14 protein-coding genes are annotated in these 16,142 nt (G+C 62.8%); 8 read left to right on the top strand and 6 right to left on the bottom strand.

Annotated elements, in window-relative coordinates; genetic code table 11:
* Nucleotides 1–51: 51 nt before the first annotated feature.
* Together pnp and B2P87_RS19325 are read left to right on the top strand one after the other, a co-directional pair.
* Entirely contained in the window at nucleotides 52–2,187 is a 2,136-nt protein-coding gene (gene pnp / locus B2P87_RS19330; protein ID WP_141891549.1) for a polyribonucleotide nucleotidyltransferase, read from the top strand.
* Nucleotides 2,188–2,385: 198 nt separating this feature from the next.
* Nucleotides 2,386–3,681: a glycosyltransferase family 4 protein gene (locus B2P87_RS19325; protein ID WP_141891548.1), complete on the top strand. Its 1,296-nt coding sequence runs from the start codon at nucleotides 2,386–2,388 to the stop codon at nucleotides 3,679–3,681.
* On the opposite strand, the gene B2P87_RS19320 is transcribed toward B2P87_RS19325, so the two are convergent.
* Together B2P87_RS19320 and B2P87_RS19315 are read right to left on the bottom strand one after the other, a co-directional pair.
* On the bottom strand, nucleotides 3,657–5,084 hold the full coding sequence (locus tag B2P87_RS19320; protein ID WP_141891547.1) for a mannose-1-phosphate guanylyltransferase/mannose-6-phosphate isomerase: 1,428 nt from the start codon (nucleotides 5,082–5,084) through the stop codon (nucleotides 3,657–3,659). The genes B2P87_RS19325 and B2P87_RS19320 overlap by 25 nt on opposite strands.
* A 117-nt stretch (nucleotides 5,085–5,201) precedes the next feature.
* The gene (locus tag B2P87_RS19315; RefSeq protein WP_008556383.1) at nucleotides 5,202–5,852 is read right to left on the bottom strand and encodes a peroxiredoxin; all 651 of its coding nucleotides are present in this window, start codon (nucleotides 5,850–5,852) and stop codon (nucleotides 5,202–5,204) included.
* 316 nt (nucleotides 5,853–6,168) lie between these two features.
* Here B2P87_RS19315 and B2P87_RS19310 point away from each other — a divergent pair, with 316 nt between their 5' ends.
* Nucleotides 6,169–7,608, top strand: a complete 1,440-nt coding sequence (locus B2P87_RS19310; RefSeq protein WP_141891546.1) for an aldehyde dehydrogenase family protein — start codon at nucleotides 6,169–6,171, stop codon at nucleotides 7,606–7,608.
* Nucleotides 7,609–7,728: 120 nt separating this feature from the next.
* Here B2P87_RS19310 and B2P87_RS19305 read toward each other — a convergent pair whose 3' ends face one another.
* Together B2P87_RS19305 and B2P87_RS19300 are read right to left on the bottom strand one after the other, a co-directional pair.
* Nucleotides 7,729–8,022, bottom strand: coding sequence for an AzlD family protein (locus tag B2P87_RS19305; RefSeq protein WP_141891545.1), 294 nt, complete (start codon nucleotides 8,020–8,022; stop codon nucleotides 7,729–7,731).
* A complete protein-coding gene (locus tag B2P87_RS19300; protein WP_141891544.1) occupies nucleotides 8,015–8,728 on the bottom strand; it encodes an AzlC family ABC transporter permease in 714 nt (237 codons plus the stop codon). Before B2P87_RS19300 ends, B2P87_RS19305 begins: the two co-directional genes overlap by 8 nt.
* 111 nt (nucleotides 8,729–8,839) lie before the next feature.
* On the opposite strand from B2P87_RS19300, the gene B2P87_RS19295 reads away from it, so the two are divergent.
* The gene (locus B2P87_RS19295; RefSeq protein ID WP_141891543.1) at nucleotides 8,840–9,388 is read left to right on the top strand and encodes a helix-turn-helix domain-containing protein; all 549 of its coding nucleotides are present in this window, start codon (nucleotides 8,840–8,842) and stop codon (nucleotides 9,386–9,388) included.
* Between the two features lie 12 nt (nucleotides 9,389–9,400).
* Here B2P87_RS19295 and B2P87_RS19290 read toward each other — a convergent pair whose 3' ends face one another.
* The gene (locus B2P87_RS19290) at nucleotides 9,401–10,054 is read right to left on the bottom strand and encodes an RluA family pseudouridine synthase (RefSeq protein ID WP_141891542.1); all 654 of its coding nucleotides are present in this window, start codon (nucleotides 10,052–10,054) and stop codon (nucleotides 9,401–9,403) included.
* 150 nt (nucleotides 10,055–10,204) lie between these two features.
* On the opposite strand from B2P87_RS19290, the gene truB reads away from it, so the two are divergent.
* From truB to rpsO, 4 genes are all read left to right on the top strand, one after another.
* Complete coding sequence (gene truB, locus B2P87_RS19285; RefSeq protein ID WP_141891541.1) at nucleotides 10,205–11,116, top strand: tRNA pseudouridine(55) synthase TruB; 912 nt, start codon at nucleotides 10,205–10,207, stop codon at nucleotides 11,114–11,116.
* A 356-nt stretch (nucleotides 11,117–11,472) separates the two neighbouring features.
* Entirely contained in the window at nucleotides 11,473–11,985 is a 513-nt protein-coding gene (locus B2P87_RS19280; RefSeq protein ID WP_141891540.1) for a DUF1643 domain-containing protein, read from the top strand.
* A gap of 125 nt (nucleotides 11,986–12,110) precedes the next feature.
* Nucleotides 12,111–13,067, top strand: a complete 957-nt coding sequence (locus B2P87_RS19275) for a calcium-binding protein (protein ID WP_244940744.1) — start codon at nucleotides 12,111–12,113, stop codon at nucleotides 13,065–13,067.
* A 158-nt stretch (nucleotides 13,068–13,225) separates the two neighbouring features.
* The gene (rpsO, locus tag B2P87_RS19270; protein ID WP_008555454.1) at nucleotides 13,226–13,495 is read left to right on the top strand and encodes a 30S ribosomal protein S15; all 270 of its coding nucleotides are present in this window, start codon (nucleotides 13,226–13,228) and stop codon (nucleotides 13,493–13,495) included.
* A 266-nt stretch (nucleotides 13,496–13,761) separates the two neighbouring features.
* Here rpsO and B2P87_RS19265 read toward each other — a convergent pair whose 3' ends face one another.
* Nucleotides 13,762–16,098, bottom strand: coding sequence for an aldehyde dehydrogenase family protein (locus tag B2P87_RS19265; RefSeq protein ID WP_141891538.1), 2,337 nt, complete (start codon nucleotides 16,096–16,098; stop codon nucleotides 13,762–13,764).
* Between the last annotated feature and the right edge of the window lie 44 nt (nucleotides 16,099–16,142).

Genomic DNA, 16,142 nt, shown 5'->3' with positions numbered 1-16,142 from the left:
GCAAACGGGAGACCCGGAGGGCCGGGAGTGCTCCCTTTTAGGATACGCTAGATGTTTAACGCTACGAAGAAATCGATGCAGTGGGGCGAGGAAACGCTCACACTGGAAACCGGCAAGGTTGCCCGCCAGGCTGATGGCTCCGTGATTGCCACCCTGGGCGAAACCTCGGTCATGGCCAACGTGACCTTTGCCCGTCAGCAGAAGCCCGGCCAGGACTTCTTCCCGCTGACCGTGCACTACCAGGAAAAATACTATGCTGCGGGCAAGGTGCCCGGCGGCTTCTTCAAGCGCGAAGCGCGCCCGACCGAAAAAGAAACCCTGACCGCGCGTCTGATCGACCGACCGATCCGCCCGCTGTTCGTCCCCGGCTTCAAGAACGAAGTGCTGGTGATGTGCACCGTGCTGAGCCACGATCTGGTCAATGACCCGGACATCGTCGCAATGATCGCGGCCTCCGCTGCGCTGACCATCTCCGGCGCGCCGTTCATGGGCCCGATCGCCGGCGCCCGCGTCGGCTTCGTTGATGGCGAATACGTGCTGAACCCGACCGTCGACGACATGCAGGACCTGCGCCTCAACCCCGAGCAGCGCCTGGACCTGGTTGTGGCCGGCACCAAGAACGCTGTGATGATGGTGGAATCGGAAGCATATGAGCTGACCGAAGCCGAGATGCTGGGCGCGGTGAACTTCGCGCATGAGCAGATCCAGCCGGTGATCGACCTGATCATCTCGCTGGCCGAAGAGACCGCGAAAGAGCCCTTTGACTTCCAGGCGCCGGACTACTCCGAGCTGTACGAAGCTGTTAAGGCCGCCGGCGAAGAGCAGATGCGCGCCGCATTCGCGATCACCGACAAGCAGGAGCGCACCGCCGCTGTTGCCGCTGCCCGCGAGACCATCAAGGCAGCGCTGACTGAAGACCAGCTGGAAGACGCCAACCTTGGCTCTGCCATGAAGAAACTGGAAGCCGGCATCCTGCGTGGCGACGTGGTCAAGGGCGGCAAGCGGATCGACGGCCGTGACACCACCACCGTGCGCCAGATCGTTGCTGAAACCGGCCTTCTGCCGCGCACCCATGGCTCCGCCCTGTTCACCCGCGGCGAGACCCAGGGCCTGGTCGTGACCACGCTGGGCACCGGCGACGATGAGCAGTTCATCGACGCGCTGCACGGCAACTTCAAATCCAACTTCCTGCTGCACTACAACTTCCCGCCGTACTCGGTTGGCGAAGTGGGCCGTGTCGGCTCCCCGGGCCGCCGCGAAATCGGCCACGGCAAGCTGGCCTGGCGCGCGCTGCAGGCGGTTCTGCCGGCGCCGACCGACTTCCCCTATACCATTCGCGTGGTGTCGGAGATCACCGAATCGAACGGCTCCTCCTCGATGGCTTCCGTCTGCGGCGGCTCGCTGTCGATGATGGACGCAGGCGTGCCGCTGAAGGCACCGGTTGCCGGTGTTGCGATGGGCCTGATCCTGGAAGACGACGGCTCCTATGCGGTGCTGACCGACATCCTGGGTGACGAAGACCACCTGGGCGACATGGACTTCAAGGTGGCGGGTACCGAAAACGGCATCACCTCGCTGCAGATGGACATCAAGGTTGCCGGCATCACCCCGGAAATCATGGAGAAAGCCCTGGCCCAGGCCAAGGATGGCCGTCTGCACATCCTGAACGAGATGGGCAAGGCGCTGTCCGAGACCAACGAGTTCTCGGTCCACGCCCCGCGCATTGAGACCATGCAGATCCCGACCGACAAGATCCGCGAAGTGATCGGTTCCGGCGGCAAGGTGATCCGCGAGATCGTCGAAGTGTCCGGCGCAAAGGTCGACATCAACGACGACGGCGTGATCAAGATCGCCAGCCCGAACGGCGACGCCATCCAGAAGGCCTATGACATGATCTATTCGATCGTGGCAGAGCCGGAAGAAGGCCAGGTGTATACCGGCAAGGTCGTGAAGATCGTGGACTTCGGCGCCTTCGTGAACTTCTTCGGCAAGCGCGACGGTCTGGTGCATGTCTCCCAGATCGAAAACCGCCGCCTGAACCATCCTTCGGACGTTCTGAAGGAAGGCCAGGAAGTGAAGGTCAAGCTGCTGGGCTTTGACGACCGCGGCAAGGTTCGCCTGTCGATGAAAGTTGTCGACCAGGAAACCGGCGAAGAAATCAAGAAAGAGGAAGCTGCTGAAGGCTAAGGCCTGAAAGAGCTTCCGGACGGGTCCCGGCTGCGAGGCCGGAACCCGTTTCCTCTGTCCGCTGCCGCTGCTCCCTCCGGGCAGGTGCCCGGACCCGGCGCACAAGGCACTGCGCTTTCCGGTTCTTACGCTGCTCCGCTTGCGCTGAAGCCACACAGGAGCGATGGCCGGTCTACTCAAAACTCAGCTGGAGATCCCATGCGTCCGCTCTTTTACGATTTGACCGAGCTGCTGTATCTGTCTCACGGGTTTAAAACGTACTACGGTATCGCCAAGGTCGTCGCAGAAGGCGCCAAGGAGGCCTTCCGGGCTGATAACGGCACCCGGTTTGTTGCTTATTCTCAAGGGCATGACGCGTTTTTTGAGGTTTTCCCGAAATATGACGATACCGCTGAGGGCGGGATTGACCTGAATGTGCCGAATTCCGGCAAGCCGTACTTCATGCGCCGGATTCACAACCGCAAGAAAAAGAAGGCTCTGCACTACATTGCCCCCTTCGTGTTCGGTGTTGTCGACCTGATTGAGCGCTCCCGCTGGGCGCTCAGCGGCGCCGACAACCCCATTGTGTCCCTGGATGGCGGTGCCTGGGTCAGCTGCGGGCGGCCCAAGCTGATCATTCACCCGATCAAGCATCTGCAAAAGCTGGACGTGGAAATCCACGTGCTGATTCACGATATGATCCCGTTGCATGACTTCAAACGCGGTGGTGCGCCGGACTTTTCCAGCTCTTTCCTGGGCGACAACCAGTGGCTGCTGGAAAACGCGGACCATGTCATCGGTAATTCGCAATTCACTATCGACGATGCCAAGGACTTTGCCAGCCAAGGCATTCTTCCGGAGCTTAAGCGCACCTCAGTTGCGCCGCTGGTGCATGAACTGCGCGCCGGGGATGAAGAGCAGTCGGTGGAACTCCCCGAACGCCCCTATTTCCTGATGGTCGGCACGATGCTGGGCCGCAAGAACCTGGATGTGGTTCTGAATGCGATGAACCTGATCGCCAAGCGGGGCGAGACGCCGCCGCTGCTTGTGCTGGCCGGCAAGCGGCGCCACCGCACGATGGACTACCTCGACAAGGAGGAAATGGCGCTGGTCAAACCGCATGTCCTGCAGCTCGACACACCGAATCAAAGCGATCTGGTACGGCTGTACGAAGCCTCGCAGGGGGTGATCCTGCCGTCCCGCATCGAAGGCTGGGGGCTTCCTGCCGGCGAAGCGCTGTGGGCCGGTGTTCCGGCAGTTTGCGCGGACATTCCGGTGATGCACGAGGTTTGCGGCGATCTGGGTCTGTATTTCGGTGTGGATGATCCGGAAACCCTTGCGGGCCATATGCAGCGTCTGACGCAGGATCCGGCATTTGCTGCAGAGTGGCGGGCGAAGATCGCGGCGAACCGCGACCGGCTGCGCACCTGGCGGGACTTCGGCCAGGACCTGCTGGCCAATGTCGCCGCCAATTCCGAGCCCGCCCGCCCTCAGTCGGTTTCGTTGCGGGCGTAAACATCCTCATACCGGACGATGTCATCTTCGCCGAGGTAGGATCCGGTCTGGACCTCGATCAGCACCATGTCCAGCTTGCCGGGGTTCTCCATCCGGTGAACGGCCCCTAGCGGGATATAGACAGACTGGTTTTCGGCGACCAGCTTCTGGGTGCCGTCTACGGTCACGCGCGCGGTGCCCTGCACCACAATCCAGTGCTCCGACCGGTGGAAATGGCTCTGCAGTGACAGCGCGGCGCCCGGTTTCACAACGATCCGTTTGACCTGGAACCGGCGTCCTGTCGCCAGGCTGTCGAAGTAGCCCCATGGGCGGTGATCGCGCGGGAACTGCACTGCCTGCGGCGCCTGCTGAGATTTCAGAAGCTCAACGGCCTTCTTAACGTCCTGGGTGCGTGACTTGTCAGCAACAAGCACAGCATCAGGCATGGCAATGGCCACAATCCCGTCCAGCCCCAAGCCGACAATCTGCTGGCCCGCGGATTCGGACCGCAGAAGCACATCCTTGCAGTCAATCGCCGCAGCGTTGCCATTTGTGGCGACACCGTCCGCATCCGGGTTGCTCTCTGCCCAGACTGCGTTCCAATCTCCAAGGTCAGACCATTTGCCCTCGAAAGGCACCGAGCAGATATTCTTGGCCTTCTCCATGATCGCATAGTCGATCGAGATGTCCTCTGCCGCAGACCAGGAGGCCGGGTCCAGGCGCAGAAAGCCCAGATCCGCCTTGGCGTTTTCAACGGACTTGCGGACGGGATCGACCAATTGTGCAGCGTGCTGTTCAAAGGCGGTAATGACCGCGCGGGCGGTGAACAGGAAGATACCTGCGTTCCAAAGGTAGTTGCCGGCGGCCAGCATTTTTGCCGCAGAGGCGGCGTCAGGCTTTTCGACAAACCGGCTCAGCGGCGCCGGCTTTCCAGGCTCGGCTTCCCCGTCCAGCTGGAGATAGCCATAGCCGGTTTCCGGGTGCGTCGGAACGATACCGAAGGTCACGAGATCGCCTGCCAGTGCCCGCTCTGTTCCCGCCTGAATTGCGGCGCGGAAGGCGTCCGCATCGGGGATCACATGGTCCGAAGGGGCCACGATCAGCAGTGCATCGGGATCCTCGGCAAAAGCGTGCAAGGCGGCGGCCAGAACCGCGGGCGCGGTATTGCGCCGGTCCGGTTCGATCAGAATGGCGCCCGGGTCGATGCCTGCTCCCAGCAATTGTTCGGTCACGATGAAGCGGAAATCCGAATTGGTCACCACGATGGGCGGCGCGAACCCTTCGCCTGACAACCGCCCGACGCTCTCCTGAAACAGGGTCTTGCCGCCTTTCAGGGACGTGAACTGCTTGGGATAAGATTCCCGCGACAACGGCCAAAGCCGTGTTCCCGAGCCGCCGCACATCAGGACTGGAGTGATCTGCATTCGGACCTCCTTTAGTTTGCATGCGCTATAGGCGAATGCACTTCAGAAGACAAACGGTCAGCCCGGCCCGGCGGGCAGGGAACGGCACAGCCGGATGCAATGCCGCTCCCGCTGACTTTACTCCGGCGCTTTGGTCTTGCGCAGGTAGGGGAAGATGGTCTCGTACTCACCGAATTTTGCGGTGGCTTCCTCGTCCGAGACGCTCGGCGGGATGATCACATCCTCGCCCGGCACCCAGTTGGCCGGCGTGGCGACGCCTTTTCCGGACATCTGCAGGCCATCCAGGGCGCGCAGGATTTCTGCAAAATTGCGGCCAACGGTCATCGGGTAGGTCATCGACAGCTTCAGCTGCTTGTCCGGGCCGATAATGAACACGGAGCGCACGGTAGCACTGTCCGCCGGGGTGCGGCCGTCGGGCAGATAAGCTTCGGCGGGCAGCATGTCGAACGCCTTGGACACCGCCAGACCGTCATCGGCGATAATCGGGAAGCCGGGATTGGCTTTGCCGTATTCCTCGATGTCTTTCTTCCACTTGCGGTGATCCTCGGCGCTGTCGACGGAAACGCCGATCACCTTGGTGTTCCGCTTGGCCCATTCGTCATTCAGCTGCGCGACAGCGGAAAACTCCGTTGTGCAGACCGGGGTGAAGTCCTTGGGGTGGGAAAACAGGATCGCCCAGCTGTCGCCGATCCAGTCATGGAAGTTGATCGTGCCCTGGTCGGTTTCAGCGGTAAAATCCGGGACCACGTCGTTAATGCGCAAACCCATTGCATTGTCCTCCTTGTCAGGGTGTCGTGTCTGATTGTTGCGTCCGGCTGCGGCCGGGCAGCCCGAGTCGCCTCAGGTGCAACCTGCGGGCTCTGCCGCTACGTTACAGTTCCTGGCGCGGGATGCCACAGGAATTCTCCAACAGCCTTATCCGGCAAAGACTTGCGGGCACCGCGTCAGGGGCGTTGACAGCGCCACCCATAATTTGATCAAATTGCGCAGCCAAAGCCCCTTGCCCCCCTGCTGGCCGAGTGACACAGTGGCCGCCAAACCGGCCAGACGGTTGGGAGAAAACGTCTGAATTGGGAGATCCCGCATGATCGAGAAACGCGACTTTTACATCAATGGCCAGTGGGTATCTCCCGCTGAGCCGAACGACTTCGAGGTGATCAACCCCTCGACGGAGGAACCCTGCGCTGTGATTTCGCTGGGCTCCGAGGCTGACACCAACGCTGCGGTTGCGGCGGCCAAGGCGGCCTTCCCGGGCTGGATGGCCACCCCGGTGGAACAGCGCATTGCGCTGGTGGAAAAGCTGATCGAAATCTATGAAGCCCGGGCTGAAGATCTGGCTCAGGCGATGTCGCTGGAAATGGGCGCGCCGCTTGACTTGTCGCGCACGTCGCAAGTCGGTGCCGGCAGCTGGCACCTGCGCAACTTCATCGCTGCGGCCAAAGAGTTCAAGTTCGACGCGCCGCTGAACGAGAACAGCCCGAACGACCGTATCATCCATGAGCCGGTTGGCGTGTGCGCGTTGATCACACCATGGAACTGGCCGATGAACCAGGTCACGCTCAAGGTGGGTGCGGCGGCAATCGCTGGCTGCACGATGGTCCTGAAGCCCTCCGAGCAAAGCCCGCTGAACGCGATGGTTTTTGCCGAGATGATGGACGAGGCCGGCTTCCCCGCAGGTGTTTTCAACCTGGTGAACGGCGATGGGACCGGTGTTGGCGCGCAGCTGACCGGGCACCCGGATGTGGACATGGTGTCCTTCACCGGCTCTACCCGTGCAGGCATCGCGATTTCGCAGAATGCGGCTCAGACATTGAAGAAAGTGCATCTGGAGCTGGGCGGCAAAGGCGCCAACGTGATCTTTGAAGACGCCGACGAAAAGGCAGTGAAGCGCGGCGTGCTGCACATGATGCAGAACACCGGCCAGAGCTGCAACGCGCCCAGCCGGATGCTGGTGCAGAACAGCATCTATGACCGCGTGGTGTCCGAGGCTGCAGAAGTGGCTGCCAAGGTCGAAGTCGGTCCTGCTGATCGGGAAGGCCGCCACATCGGCCCGGTGGTGAATGAGCTGCAGTGGAACAAGATCCAGGATCTGATCCAGAAAGGCATCGACGAAGGCGCCCGGCTGGTCGCAGGGGGCACCGGGCGTCCGGACGGGCTCAACAAGGGCTATTATGTGAAGCCGACGGTTTTTGCCGATGTGAACAACCAGATGACCATCGCGCGCGAAGAAATCTTCGGGCCGGTTCTGTCGATCATTCCCTTTGAGACTGAAGAAGAGGCGATCGAGATTGCCAACGACACGCCTTATGGCTTGACCAACTATGTGCAGACGCAGGACGGCGCCCGCGCTAACCGCATGGCCCGCGCCCTGCGCTCCGGCATGGTGGAGATGAACGGCAAGTCGCGCTCGGCAGGTTCGCCCTTTGGCGGTATGAAACAGTCTGGCAAGGGCCGCGAAGGCGGCAAGTGGGGGATTGAGGATTTCCTAGAGGTCAAAGCTGTCGGAGGCTGGGCTGCTGAGTAAGCCTGCCGGATGAGAACGGATGGAGAGCCGCCCTTATGGGCGGCTTTCTTTTTTGCGCCCCAGGGTGCCGGGGGTGGCCCGTGCTGCGCACGGGCGGGCAGGCCCAAGCTGCTATGCACCTCAGAAATAGGCTCTGTTCAGGCAGATCGCGGCGATTCCTGCGGCCATCGTCAGCGGCAGGCTGCGGGTAAGCAGTGCCACCGTCAGTGCGGCTGCCCCGGCCGCCCATTCCTGCGGCCCGCCTTGCATTAGCAGATAGGTGACCAAGGATAGTATCAGGCAGCCCGGCAACGCCTTCAGGCCGCGCGCCCAGGGCCCGTGGTCCGGAAGCCGCCTTCCCAGCAAGCAGCCGGACAGCCGCACGGCAAAAGTGGCGGCAGCCAGGCCAAGGATCAGGGTCCAGGTCTCAGTCATTGCCCATCACTCCGGCTATCGCCGCACCGCCGAGGCCGCCCAGGATGAGGGTCCAGGTCGGATCCAGAGGGGTGAACCGGTCTGCCAGCAGTACGATCAAAATGGATCCGGCCCAGGGCAGAAGCATTGCGTTGCCGCTCCACAAAGACCGCAGGATCGCGATGAAGGCGGCGGTGAAGGCAAAGTCCATACCAAGAGATTTGGGCTCCGGTACCACCGCGGCAAAGGTCGCCCCTGCCACCGTCGACAGCACCCAGACGGCCACCAGCCCCAGGCCGCCGCCCACCAGGTACCAGTATCCGGCGCAGCCGCCGCGGGCGCGCATCGCGTGCATCAGCGCCCAGTTTTCATCCGTTGCCAGATGCACGCCAAGCAGCACCTGCCACCAAGGGCGCCCGGCGAACTCATCCCGCAGCGATGCCGTGATCAGCAGCAGCCGAAGGTTCAGCGCCAGCCCGGCCAGCAGCGCGGCCCCTGCGCCTGCGCCAGCCACCAGCCGCTCCACCGCGATAATTTGCGAAGATCCGGCGAACACGATGGTGCCCATGACCCCGGTCTGTAGCCCGCTCATCCGCGCCTGCGCGGCCAGCAGGCCAAATGCCAGCCCGTAGACGCCAACACCAACCGCCAGGGGCAGAATGTCTCGCAATCCCGCCGCCAGACGGCTGCGGACCGTGCTGCTTTGGGGAAGGTCTTGCAGGGTCATCAGTCGGTTCCTGTAGAAGCAGCGCAGTCATTGATCTATAATGAACGTATGTCTTTTATAATGAACGCCGTGGGCGTTCGTCAAGCCGAACAAAAGGTCGAAATACTGAACATGTCAGCGCCCCATCAGATGATCGCCGCGGCCATCCAGCGCGAGCGAAGCCGAGCAGGCAAATCGCTGTCGGCGCTTGCCGCGCAGGCGGGAATCGCAAAATCGACCCTGTCGCAGCTTGAGGCAGGCAATGGAAACCCCAGTGTAGAGACGCTTTGGGCGCTGGCAGCGGCGCTGGATGTCCCGCTGAGCCTGCTGTTTGAGACCGAAGCGCCCGCCACCACCTTGATCCGGGCGGGGCAGGGGGAGCCCCTGGAATCGGAGCAGTCGGATTTCACCGCGGTGCTGTTGTCGCGCTGTCCGCCGAATGTGCGCCGGGATATTTACCGGGTGGTGATGCAGCCGGAAGAAGTCCGCTGCGCCCAGCCGCATCCGCGCGGCACGGTGGAGCATATGCTGGTCTGCTTCGGGCAGATGCGGGCGGGACCGGACGGGCAGGAAGAGGTTCTGCAGCCCGGTGATTACTATACCTATCCCGGCGACCGCCCCCACAGCTATGAGGCGCTGCAGGCGGATACGCTTTTTCTGATGGTGATGGAGGCGCCGTGAGCTGCGGCGGGGTCAGAAGTCCGGTTTTACTCTGAACTTCAGCGACTCGCCGCTGTCGGGATGTTTGATCCGCAGCTCCTCGGAGTGCAGCATCAGCCGCGGGTGGTCCAGAGCCGTACCGCTGGCATAAAGCGGGTCGCCCAGGATCGGGTGGCCCAGCGACAGCATATGCACGCGCAGCTGGTGCGAGCGTCCGGTCTTAGGCGTCAGCCGCACCCGGGTGGCGCCGTCTTCGTATTTCATCACCCGCCAGTCGGTGACGGCGGGCTTGCCGGTCTCATGACAGACCATTTGTTTGGGCCGGTTCGGCCAGTCGACGATCAGCGGCAGGTCCACGGTGCCGCTGCGCGGCTCCAGCTGTCCTTCAACCCGTGCCACATAAGCCTTTCTCGCGGTGCGCTTTTCGAACTGCATCGACAAGTGCCGCTGCGCGTGGGGGGTGAGGCCGAACAACATCACGCCGGAGGTGTCGCGGTCCAGGCGGTGCACCAGCAGCGCCTCGGGAAACACCGCCTGAACGCGGGCGATCAGGCAGTCGGCCAGATGCTCGCCGCGGCCCGGCACCGACAAAAGGCCCGCAGGCTTGTTCACCGCCAAGAGCTGGGCGTCGTGGTGCAGGATGTCCAGCGGGTCCTGCGGCGGGGTGTATTCGCTTGAAACGGCCATGGCGCCTGCCTAGCGCCACCGGCGCGCGGGAGCAAGCACGGCCGGCACCCGCGCCCGTGAGGCTTTCCCTTGTGCCCCGCCATTTGCTAAATTGACACTGTCCCGGCGATCCGGTAACCGGCGCGCCTCACTGATAGACGGGGACGATGCATGGCACGCAAACGCAAAGGGCGCGATATTTCCGGCTGGCTGGTGGTGGATAAGCCTGCGGGGCTGACCTCGACAGCGGTTGTGAACAAGGTGCGCTGGGCGCTGGATGCCAAGAAGGCCGGCCATGCGGGCACCCTGGACCCCGAAGCAACCGGTGTTCTGGCCGTGGCGCTGGGCGAGGCGACCAAGACCGTCCCCTATATCACCGACGCGCTGAAGGCCTATACCTTCACGGTGCGGCTGGGCCAGGCGACCAACACCGATGACGCCGAGGGCGAAGTGATCGCGCAAAGCGATGCCCGCCCCACCGACGAGCAGATCAAGGAGGCGCTGCTGCCGTTCCTGGGCGAGATCATGCAGGTGCCGCCCAAGTTCTCCGCCGTGAAAATTGACGGCCAGCGCGCCTATAAGCTCGCCCGCGATGGCGAAGATGTGCAAATCGAGGCCCGGCCGCTGTGGGTGGAAGAACTGATCATGCTGGACCGCCCCGACGCGGACCACGTGGTGCTGGAAATGACCTGTGGCAAGGGCGGCTATGTGCGCTCGATCGCCCGCGACTTGGGGGCGGCTCTGGGCTGTTATGGCCACGTCAAGGAACTGCGTCGGATTTGGTCCGGCCCGTTTGATGCCGAAGACGGCATCTCGCTGGAGCGGATCGACGAACTGGCGAAATCGCCGGAACTCGACCAGTACCTGCGGCCCCTGGAGGAAGGCCTGGCCGATCTGCCGGAGCTGAAATGCACCCCGCAGGGAGCCGTGCGGCTGCGCAATGGCAACCCGGGCATGGTTATGGCCGCGGATGTGGAGTACGGCGACGAAGCCTGGGCCTCGCTGGACGGCAAGGCGGTGGCCGTGGGTATCTATAAATCGGGTGAGCTGCACCCCAGCCGGGTGTTTGTGGAGCCGGAGTGATCCGGGTTAGCCATAACTGGGGCCGTGCGGAAAACTGTCCTCGAAAGAAATCCCTCCACTGCTTAGGTCGCTGGAGAAACTGGCGCAGTTCCAGGTGGGTCGTGGCCGTGAAATAGAAGCTGGTCCGGTAATTGATCCGGGGGACCGCTTTGCCGCATCATGTTCGCCTTCCGGTCCGGGTGCCACTTTCAATACGGCCCAATGGCGCCAGTGGAGCCACCGAACCCGAAGAAAAGTTCGGTGTCACTTGCTATGGGGTTGCTCCCAACCATCTGTGGACCCGCAATGGCGTTATCCCCTGAAAGCTGCGCCGGACCTGCTTGGATCACAAACTGCGTCCGGATATTAAGGCCCGCATGATCACCCGCAGACACATCAAGGGCGATGCCCTCTCGACTGCCGTCTATTCGGACTGCGAAACCTACCGCTACAGCCTGACACGGGTTTGGGATCCGGCACGGCGGCGTGTGATGTTCGTGATGCTGAACCCCTCGACCGCAACCGAGGTGCAGAACGATCCCACCATCGAGCGCTGCGAGCGGCGCGCCCGTGCGCTGGGGTTCAGCGGTTTCAGAGCAACCAATATATTTGCCTGCCGGGTAACCGACCCGCGTGAGATGCGGCGGCTGGAGGCTCCGGAAGGCCCAGACAATTTGGCAGCGATTCTGGAAGGGATGGACTGGGCCGATACGGTGGTTTGCGCTTGGGGCACCCACGGCGCGCATCGCGGACAGGGCGCGCGGGTCGCAGCGCTGCTGAGATCCAGCGGCAAACAGTTGTATCACTTGGGGCTCAGCAAGGCAGGCCACCCCAAGCATCCGCTTTACATCGCCTACAGCCAGAAGCCGCAGCTGTGGCAGCAGGACTAAGATAACTTCAGCCTCTGTTAACCTGTGTTCTCGTTTTGTTTTGAACGCTTGTCTGCAATGTGGGATTGTGTTGACTGGTATATGTTTGTCCAGGGGTTGATCTGGCAATGTTGTGGTTGGCAAGTGTGCTGGGACTTGTAGCGGTTGGCAGTGCGGTTTTTGCAGAAACCGGGGCGGACGAAGATGACTCGGAAGCGCGGCGCGAGCCGGAGCCGGAGGGAGACGGTCTCGACGGCGGCTTTGTCGAGCCGGGTGGCGGATCCGTCACCGGTACGGAAAACGGTGATATTCTGTCGGGCAGCGAGGCGGCGGACAGCTTGTCCGGCGGTGCCGGGGATGACCAGATCGGCGGATACGGCGGCGGCGATTGGATTGACGGCGGCACCGGCAGTGACTCTCTTTACGGCCAAAATGGTGACGACAGCCTGTTTGGCGGAGACGGCCAGGACTTGCTGCATGGCGAGGACGGCGCCGACTGGCTGGAGGGCGGCGCCGGCGGTGACAGTCTTTACGGGCATTTCGGAAACGACAGCCTGCTGGGGGGCAGCGGGGCGGATCTCCTGCACGGCGGCCAGGGCCAGGATTGGATGGAAGGCGGTGCGGACGAGGATACGCTGCACGGCAACGACGGCGACGACAGCCTGACCGGCGGCGCCGGGGAGGACGCGTTGTTTGGCGGCTACGGCAATGATGTGGTGTCTGGTGCAGAGGACGGAGCGGAACAGGATTACGTAAACGGCGGAGACGGGGATGACACGCTGATTGCCGGTGCGGGCGATGTGCTGACCGGCGGCGCTGGTGCGGATCAGTTCATGGCTGGCAGCTGGACCGGCAGCACGGAGGCAGTTCAGCTGATGGACTACGACGCGGACGAGGATCAGCTGGTGGTCGTCTGGGAATTCGAAGACGGGGAGGAGCCCACGCTGGAGGTGCGGCAGAACCCGGATGATGCGGCGGAGCAGCTGATCCTGGTGAATGGCCAGACTGCCTTGCGGGTTTCCGGGGCCGAGGGGCTCACCGCCGGAGATTTGGTGCTGATCGACCCGGAATCGGTGGCGGGCACCGGGCTGCTGCCGCAATAGCCTTGGCATACGGCGCCTGCCAGTTAGCCTTTGCCTTTACAGCGTAAACATCATATATGCGCGCATCTGCCGTGATTCCGCGGCAGGTTTCTCCATGGGCCTGTGCTGGACGACATCCCGGCCTGAGCCATCCACTCTAACCTATGAAGGAGACCCCGATGTCGATCACTGCGGAAGAAAAAGCGCGCCTGATGAAAGAATTCGCAACCAAGGACGGCGACACCGGCTCGCCGGAAGTCCAGGTTGCCATCCTGACCTCGCGCATCAACACCCTGACTGAGCACTTCAAAACCCACAAGAAGGACAACCACGGCCGCCGTGGCCTCCTGAAAATGGTTGCTCAGCGCCGCAAGCTGCTGGACTACACCAAAGGCAAGGATGAGGCCCGTTACCAGGACCTGATCAAGCGCCTGGGCATCCGCCGCTAATCCGCGCTTATCCGGATTTTTTGACGCCCGTTCCGAAAGGAGCGGGCGTTTTCCGTCGCACCGGCATCCTTCGGCAACGGGCGGCTCCCGCGCCCGCAGGCTCCCCGGCTGCGCCTGTCAGCTTTTGAACTTGGGCATAGCCCGTGCTGCGCACGGGCGGTTGCCGCTTGAAGACGGTCGAGCCTTCGAAGGGCGAAGGCGGATCCGAAAGAGAAACGCCGCCCCAAATGGAGCGGCGTTTGGTCCGTTTCAGGGGCCGGCCGGTTTTACTCGCCGTAGGGCACCCAGATGTTCTTGACCTCCGTGGCCTCTTGCAGGAAGCACTTGGTCTGGTTCTGCATCCAGTCAGTTGCAGTTCCGTTGTTGACCCAGGTGCGCTTCAGATTGCCCGCGGATGCCGCTTCGATTGCCGCCGACAGATCGGAGGAGGAGAAGCTCCAAACTGCATCCACATTTAAATGCGAGGAAAGCGCTTTTGCCAGCTCTGCATGGCTGCCGGTCAGGATGTTGACCACGCCCGCAGGCACATCCGACGTGTCCAGAACCTGGTAGAAGTCGGTCGCGGCCAGCGGAAAGGCTTCGGAGGCTGCCAGCACCACCCGGTTCCCCATGGCAATGGCGGGCGCCATGGCAGAGACAAGGCCGAGAAGCGGTGCTTCATCGGCACAAAGGGCACCGATCACGCCAACCGGTTCCTTCATCGCCAGTGCGACGCCGCGGATCGGGACGCCATGCACTTGGCCGTCATACTTGTCGGCCCAGGCGGCAGCGGTGAACAGGCGCTGGATCGCGGCTTCGACCTCCTCCGTACCGGATTTCTTGCCGGTCATCGCGTCGATGCGGGCCGCAAATTCCGCGGCGCGGGCCGACAGGTTTTCACCGATGTAATAGAGGATCTGCGCGCGCAGATGCCCGCTGGTCTTGGACCAGCTTTGGGCACCTGCAGCGGCCTCTACTGCGTTACGCACATCCTTGCGGTTGGCAAGGCCCGCGTGGCCCAGCAGCGCGCCGGACTTGCCGTAAACGGCTTGGCTGTAGCCGCCGTCCGGGCGGGCCTGCTTGCCGCCAATATAGAGCTTTGCGGTCCGGTCCAGCGGATCCGCCGGGGCGCCGTTGCCCTCAAAAGGCTCCACCTTGGCCAGCGGTTTGGCCTTGGCCTTCGGGCGGGTGTAGGCCGCCAGGCCTTCCCAGCCGCCCTCGCGCCCGAAACCGCTTTCGCGCACGCCGCCAAAGCCTGCGGCAGCGTCGAACATATTGGTGCCGTTGACCCAGACCACACCGGCGGCCAGTTTCGGCGCCATGTCGAGCGCCAGGTTCACATTCTCGGTCCAGACGGTTGCCGCGAGGCCGTAGCGGGTGTTGTTGGCCAGCTCCACCGCCTCCGCCGGGGTGCGGAAGGTGCAGGAGACCAGGACCGGGCCGAAGATCTCCTCTTGCATCAGAGGATCGGCTGGCGACAGGCCCTCAATCAGCGTCGGCGGGTAGAAGCAGCCGCCTTCGGGCATCTCCACCTGTGCCTGGTGCATGGTGCCGGCAGTGTTGGCGGCGACCAAGCTGCTGATGGTCTCGAGCTGCACCGGGTCGACAACCGCGCCGACGTCGACGCATTTGTCGAGCGGGCTGCCGACGCGCAGCCCGTCCATGCGGGCCTTGAGTTTGCTGTAGAAGCGTTCTGCGATGCCTTCCTGCACCAAAAGGCGTGAACCGGCGCAGCAGACCTGGCCTTGGTTGAACCAGATCGCATCGACCAACCCTTCGATGGCGGAATCGAGATCGGCGTCGTCATAAACGATGTAGGGGGACTTGCCGCCCAGTTCCAGCGTCAGCGCCTTGCCGCTGCCTGCGGTGGCCTCGCGGATCTTGCGGCCCACCGATGTGGAACCGGTGAAGGCGATCTTGTCCACGGCTGCCGCGGTGATCATCTCCCCCACGGCACCATCGCCGGTGACGATATTGACAACACCCTTGGGCAGACCCGCCTGGCGGCAGATATCGGCAAACAGCAGCGCGGTCAGCGAGGTGTATTCCGCCGGTTTCAGCACCACCGTGTTGCCCATCGCAATGGCTGGGGCGATCTTCCAGGCCAGCATCAGCAGCGGGAAATTCCAGGGAATGATCTGCCCGCAAACGCCCAGGGCCTCGGCACCCGGCAGTTCGCTTTCCATCAGCTGGGCCATGCCAGCATGATAGTAGAAGTGGCGCTGGGCCAGGGGAATGTCGATGTCGCGGCTCTCGCGGATCGGTTTGCCGTTGTCCAGTGTCTCCAGCACAGCAAACAGGCGGGAATGCTTTTGCAGCAGCCGCGCGATGGCATAGAGGTACTTGGCCCGGCCCGCGCCGCCAAGCGCTTCCCATTTGCCCTGCGCCTTGCGGGCGGCCTCAACCGCAGCGTCCACGTCGGCCTGGGTGGCCTGGGTCAAGCTGGCCAATACTTCCCCGGTGGCCGGGTTCCTGCTGTCAAAGCCGTCACCGGCGGCGGTGTACTCACCGTTGATGAAATGGCCAAAGCGGCTGCCCTGATCAACCAGCCAGGCCTGCGCCTCCTCGGCGCTTTCGGGGGCGGGGCCATATTCCATGCTGTCGAAGATCTCTTTGATGGTCATGATACTGATCCTTTTCGCGGAACCGGTTTCCGGCACGGAAACCG

The organism is Leisingera sp. UBA4491 (assembly GCF_002388965.1).
Classification (GTDB): Bacteria; Pseudomonadota; Alphaproteobacteria; order Rhodobacterales; family Rhodobacteraceae; genus Leisingera; species Leisingera aquaemixtae.
This window is presented reverse-complemented; position numbering and strand designations above follow the sequence as displayed.

What these genes read in the sequence shown, in the direction of transcription:
- pnp (WP_141891549.1), top strand. Translation starts at nt 52, where the DNA reads ATGTTTAACGCTACGAAGAAATCGATGCAGTGGGGCGAGGAAACGCTC.
- B2P87_RS19325 (WP_141891548.1), top strand. Translation starts at nt 2,386, where the DNA reads ATGCGTCCGCTCTTTTACGATTTGACCGAGCTGCTGTATCTGTCTCAC.
- B2P87_RS19320 (WP_141891547.1), bottom strand. Translation starts at nt 5,084, where the DNA reads ATGCAGATCACTCCAGTCCTGATGTGCGGCGGCTCGGGAACACGGCTT.
- B2P87_RS19315 (WP_008556383.1), bottom strand. Translation starts at nt 5,852, where the DNA reads ATGGGTTTGCGCATTAACGACGTGGTCCCGGATTTTACCGCTGAAACC.
- B2P87_RS19310 (WP_141891546.1), top strand. Translation starts at nt 6,169, where the DNA reads ATGATCGAGAAACGCGACTTTTACATCAATGGCCAGTGGGTATCTCCC.
- B2P87_RS19305 (WP_141891545.1), bottom strand. Translation starts at nt 8,022, where the DNA reads ATGACTGAGACCTGGACCCTGATCCTTGGCCTGGCTGCCGCCACTTTT.
- B2P87_RS19300 (WP_141891544.1), bottom strand. Translation starts at nt 8,728, where the DNA reads ATGACCCTGCAAGACCTTCCCCAAAGCAGCACGGTCCGCAGCCGTCTG.
- B2P87_RS19295 (WP_141891543.1), top strand. Translation starts at nt 8,840, where the DNA reads ATGTCAGCGCCCCATCAGATGATCGCCGCGGCCATCCAGCGCGAGCGA.
- B2P87_RS19290 (WP_141891542.1), bottom strand. Translation starts at nt 10,054, where the DNA reads ATGGCCGTTTCAAGCGAATACACCCCGCCGCAGGACCCGCTGGACATC.
- truB (WP_141891541.1), top strand. Translation starts at nt 10,205, where the DNA reads ATGGCACGCAAACGCAAAGGGCGCGATATTTCCGGCTGGCTGGTGGTG.
- B2P87_RS19280 (WP_141891540.1), top strand. Translation starts at nt 11,473, where the DNA reads ATGATCACCCGCAGACACATCAAGGGCGATGCCCTCTCGACTGCCGTC.
- rpsO (WP_008555454.1), top strand. Translation starts at nt 13,226, where the DNA reads ATGTCGATCACTGCGGAAGAAAAAGCGCGCCTGATGAAAGAATTCGCA.
- B2P87_RS19265 (WP_141891538.1), bottom strand. Translation starts at nt 16,098, where the DNA reads ATGACCATCAAAGAGATCTTCGACAGCATGGAATATGGCCCCGCCCCC.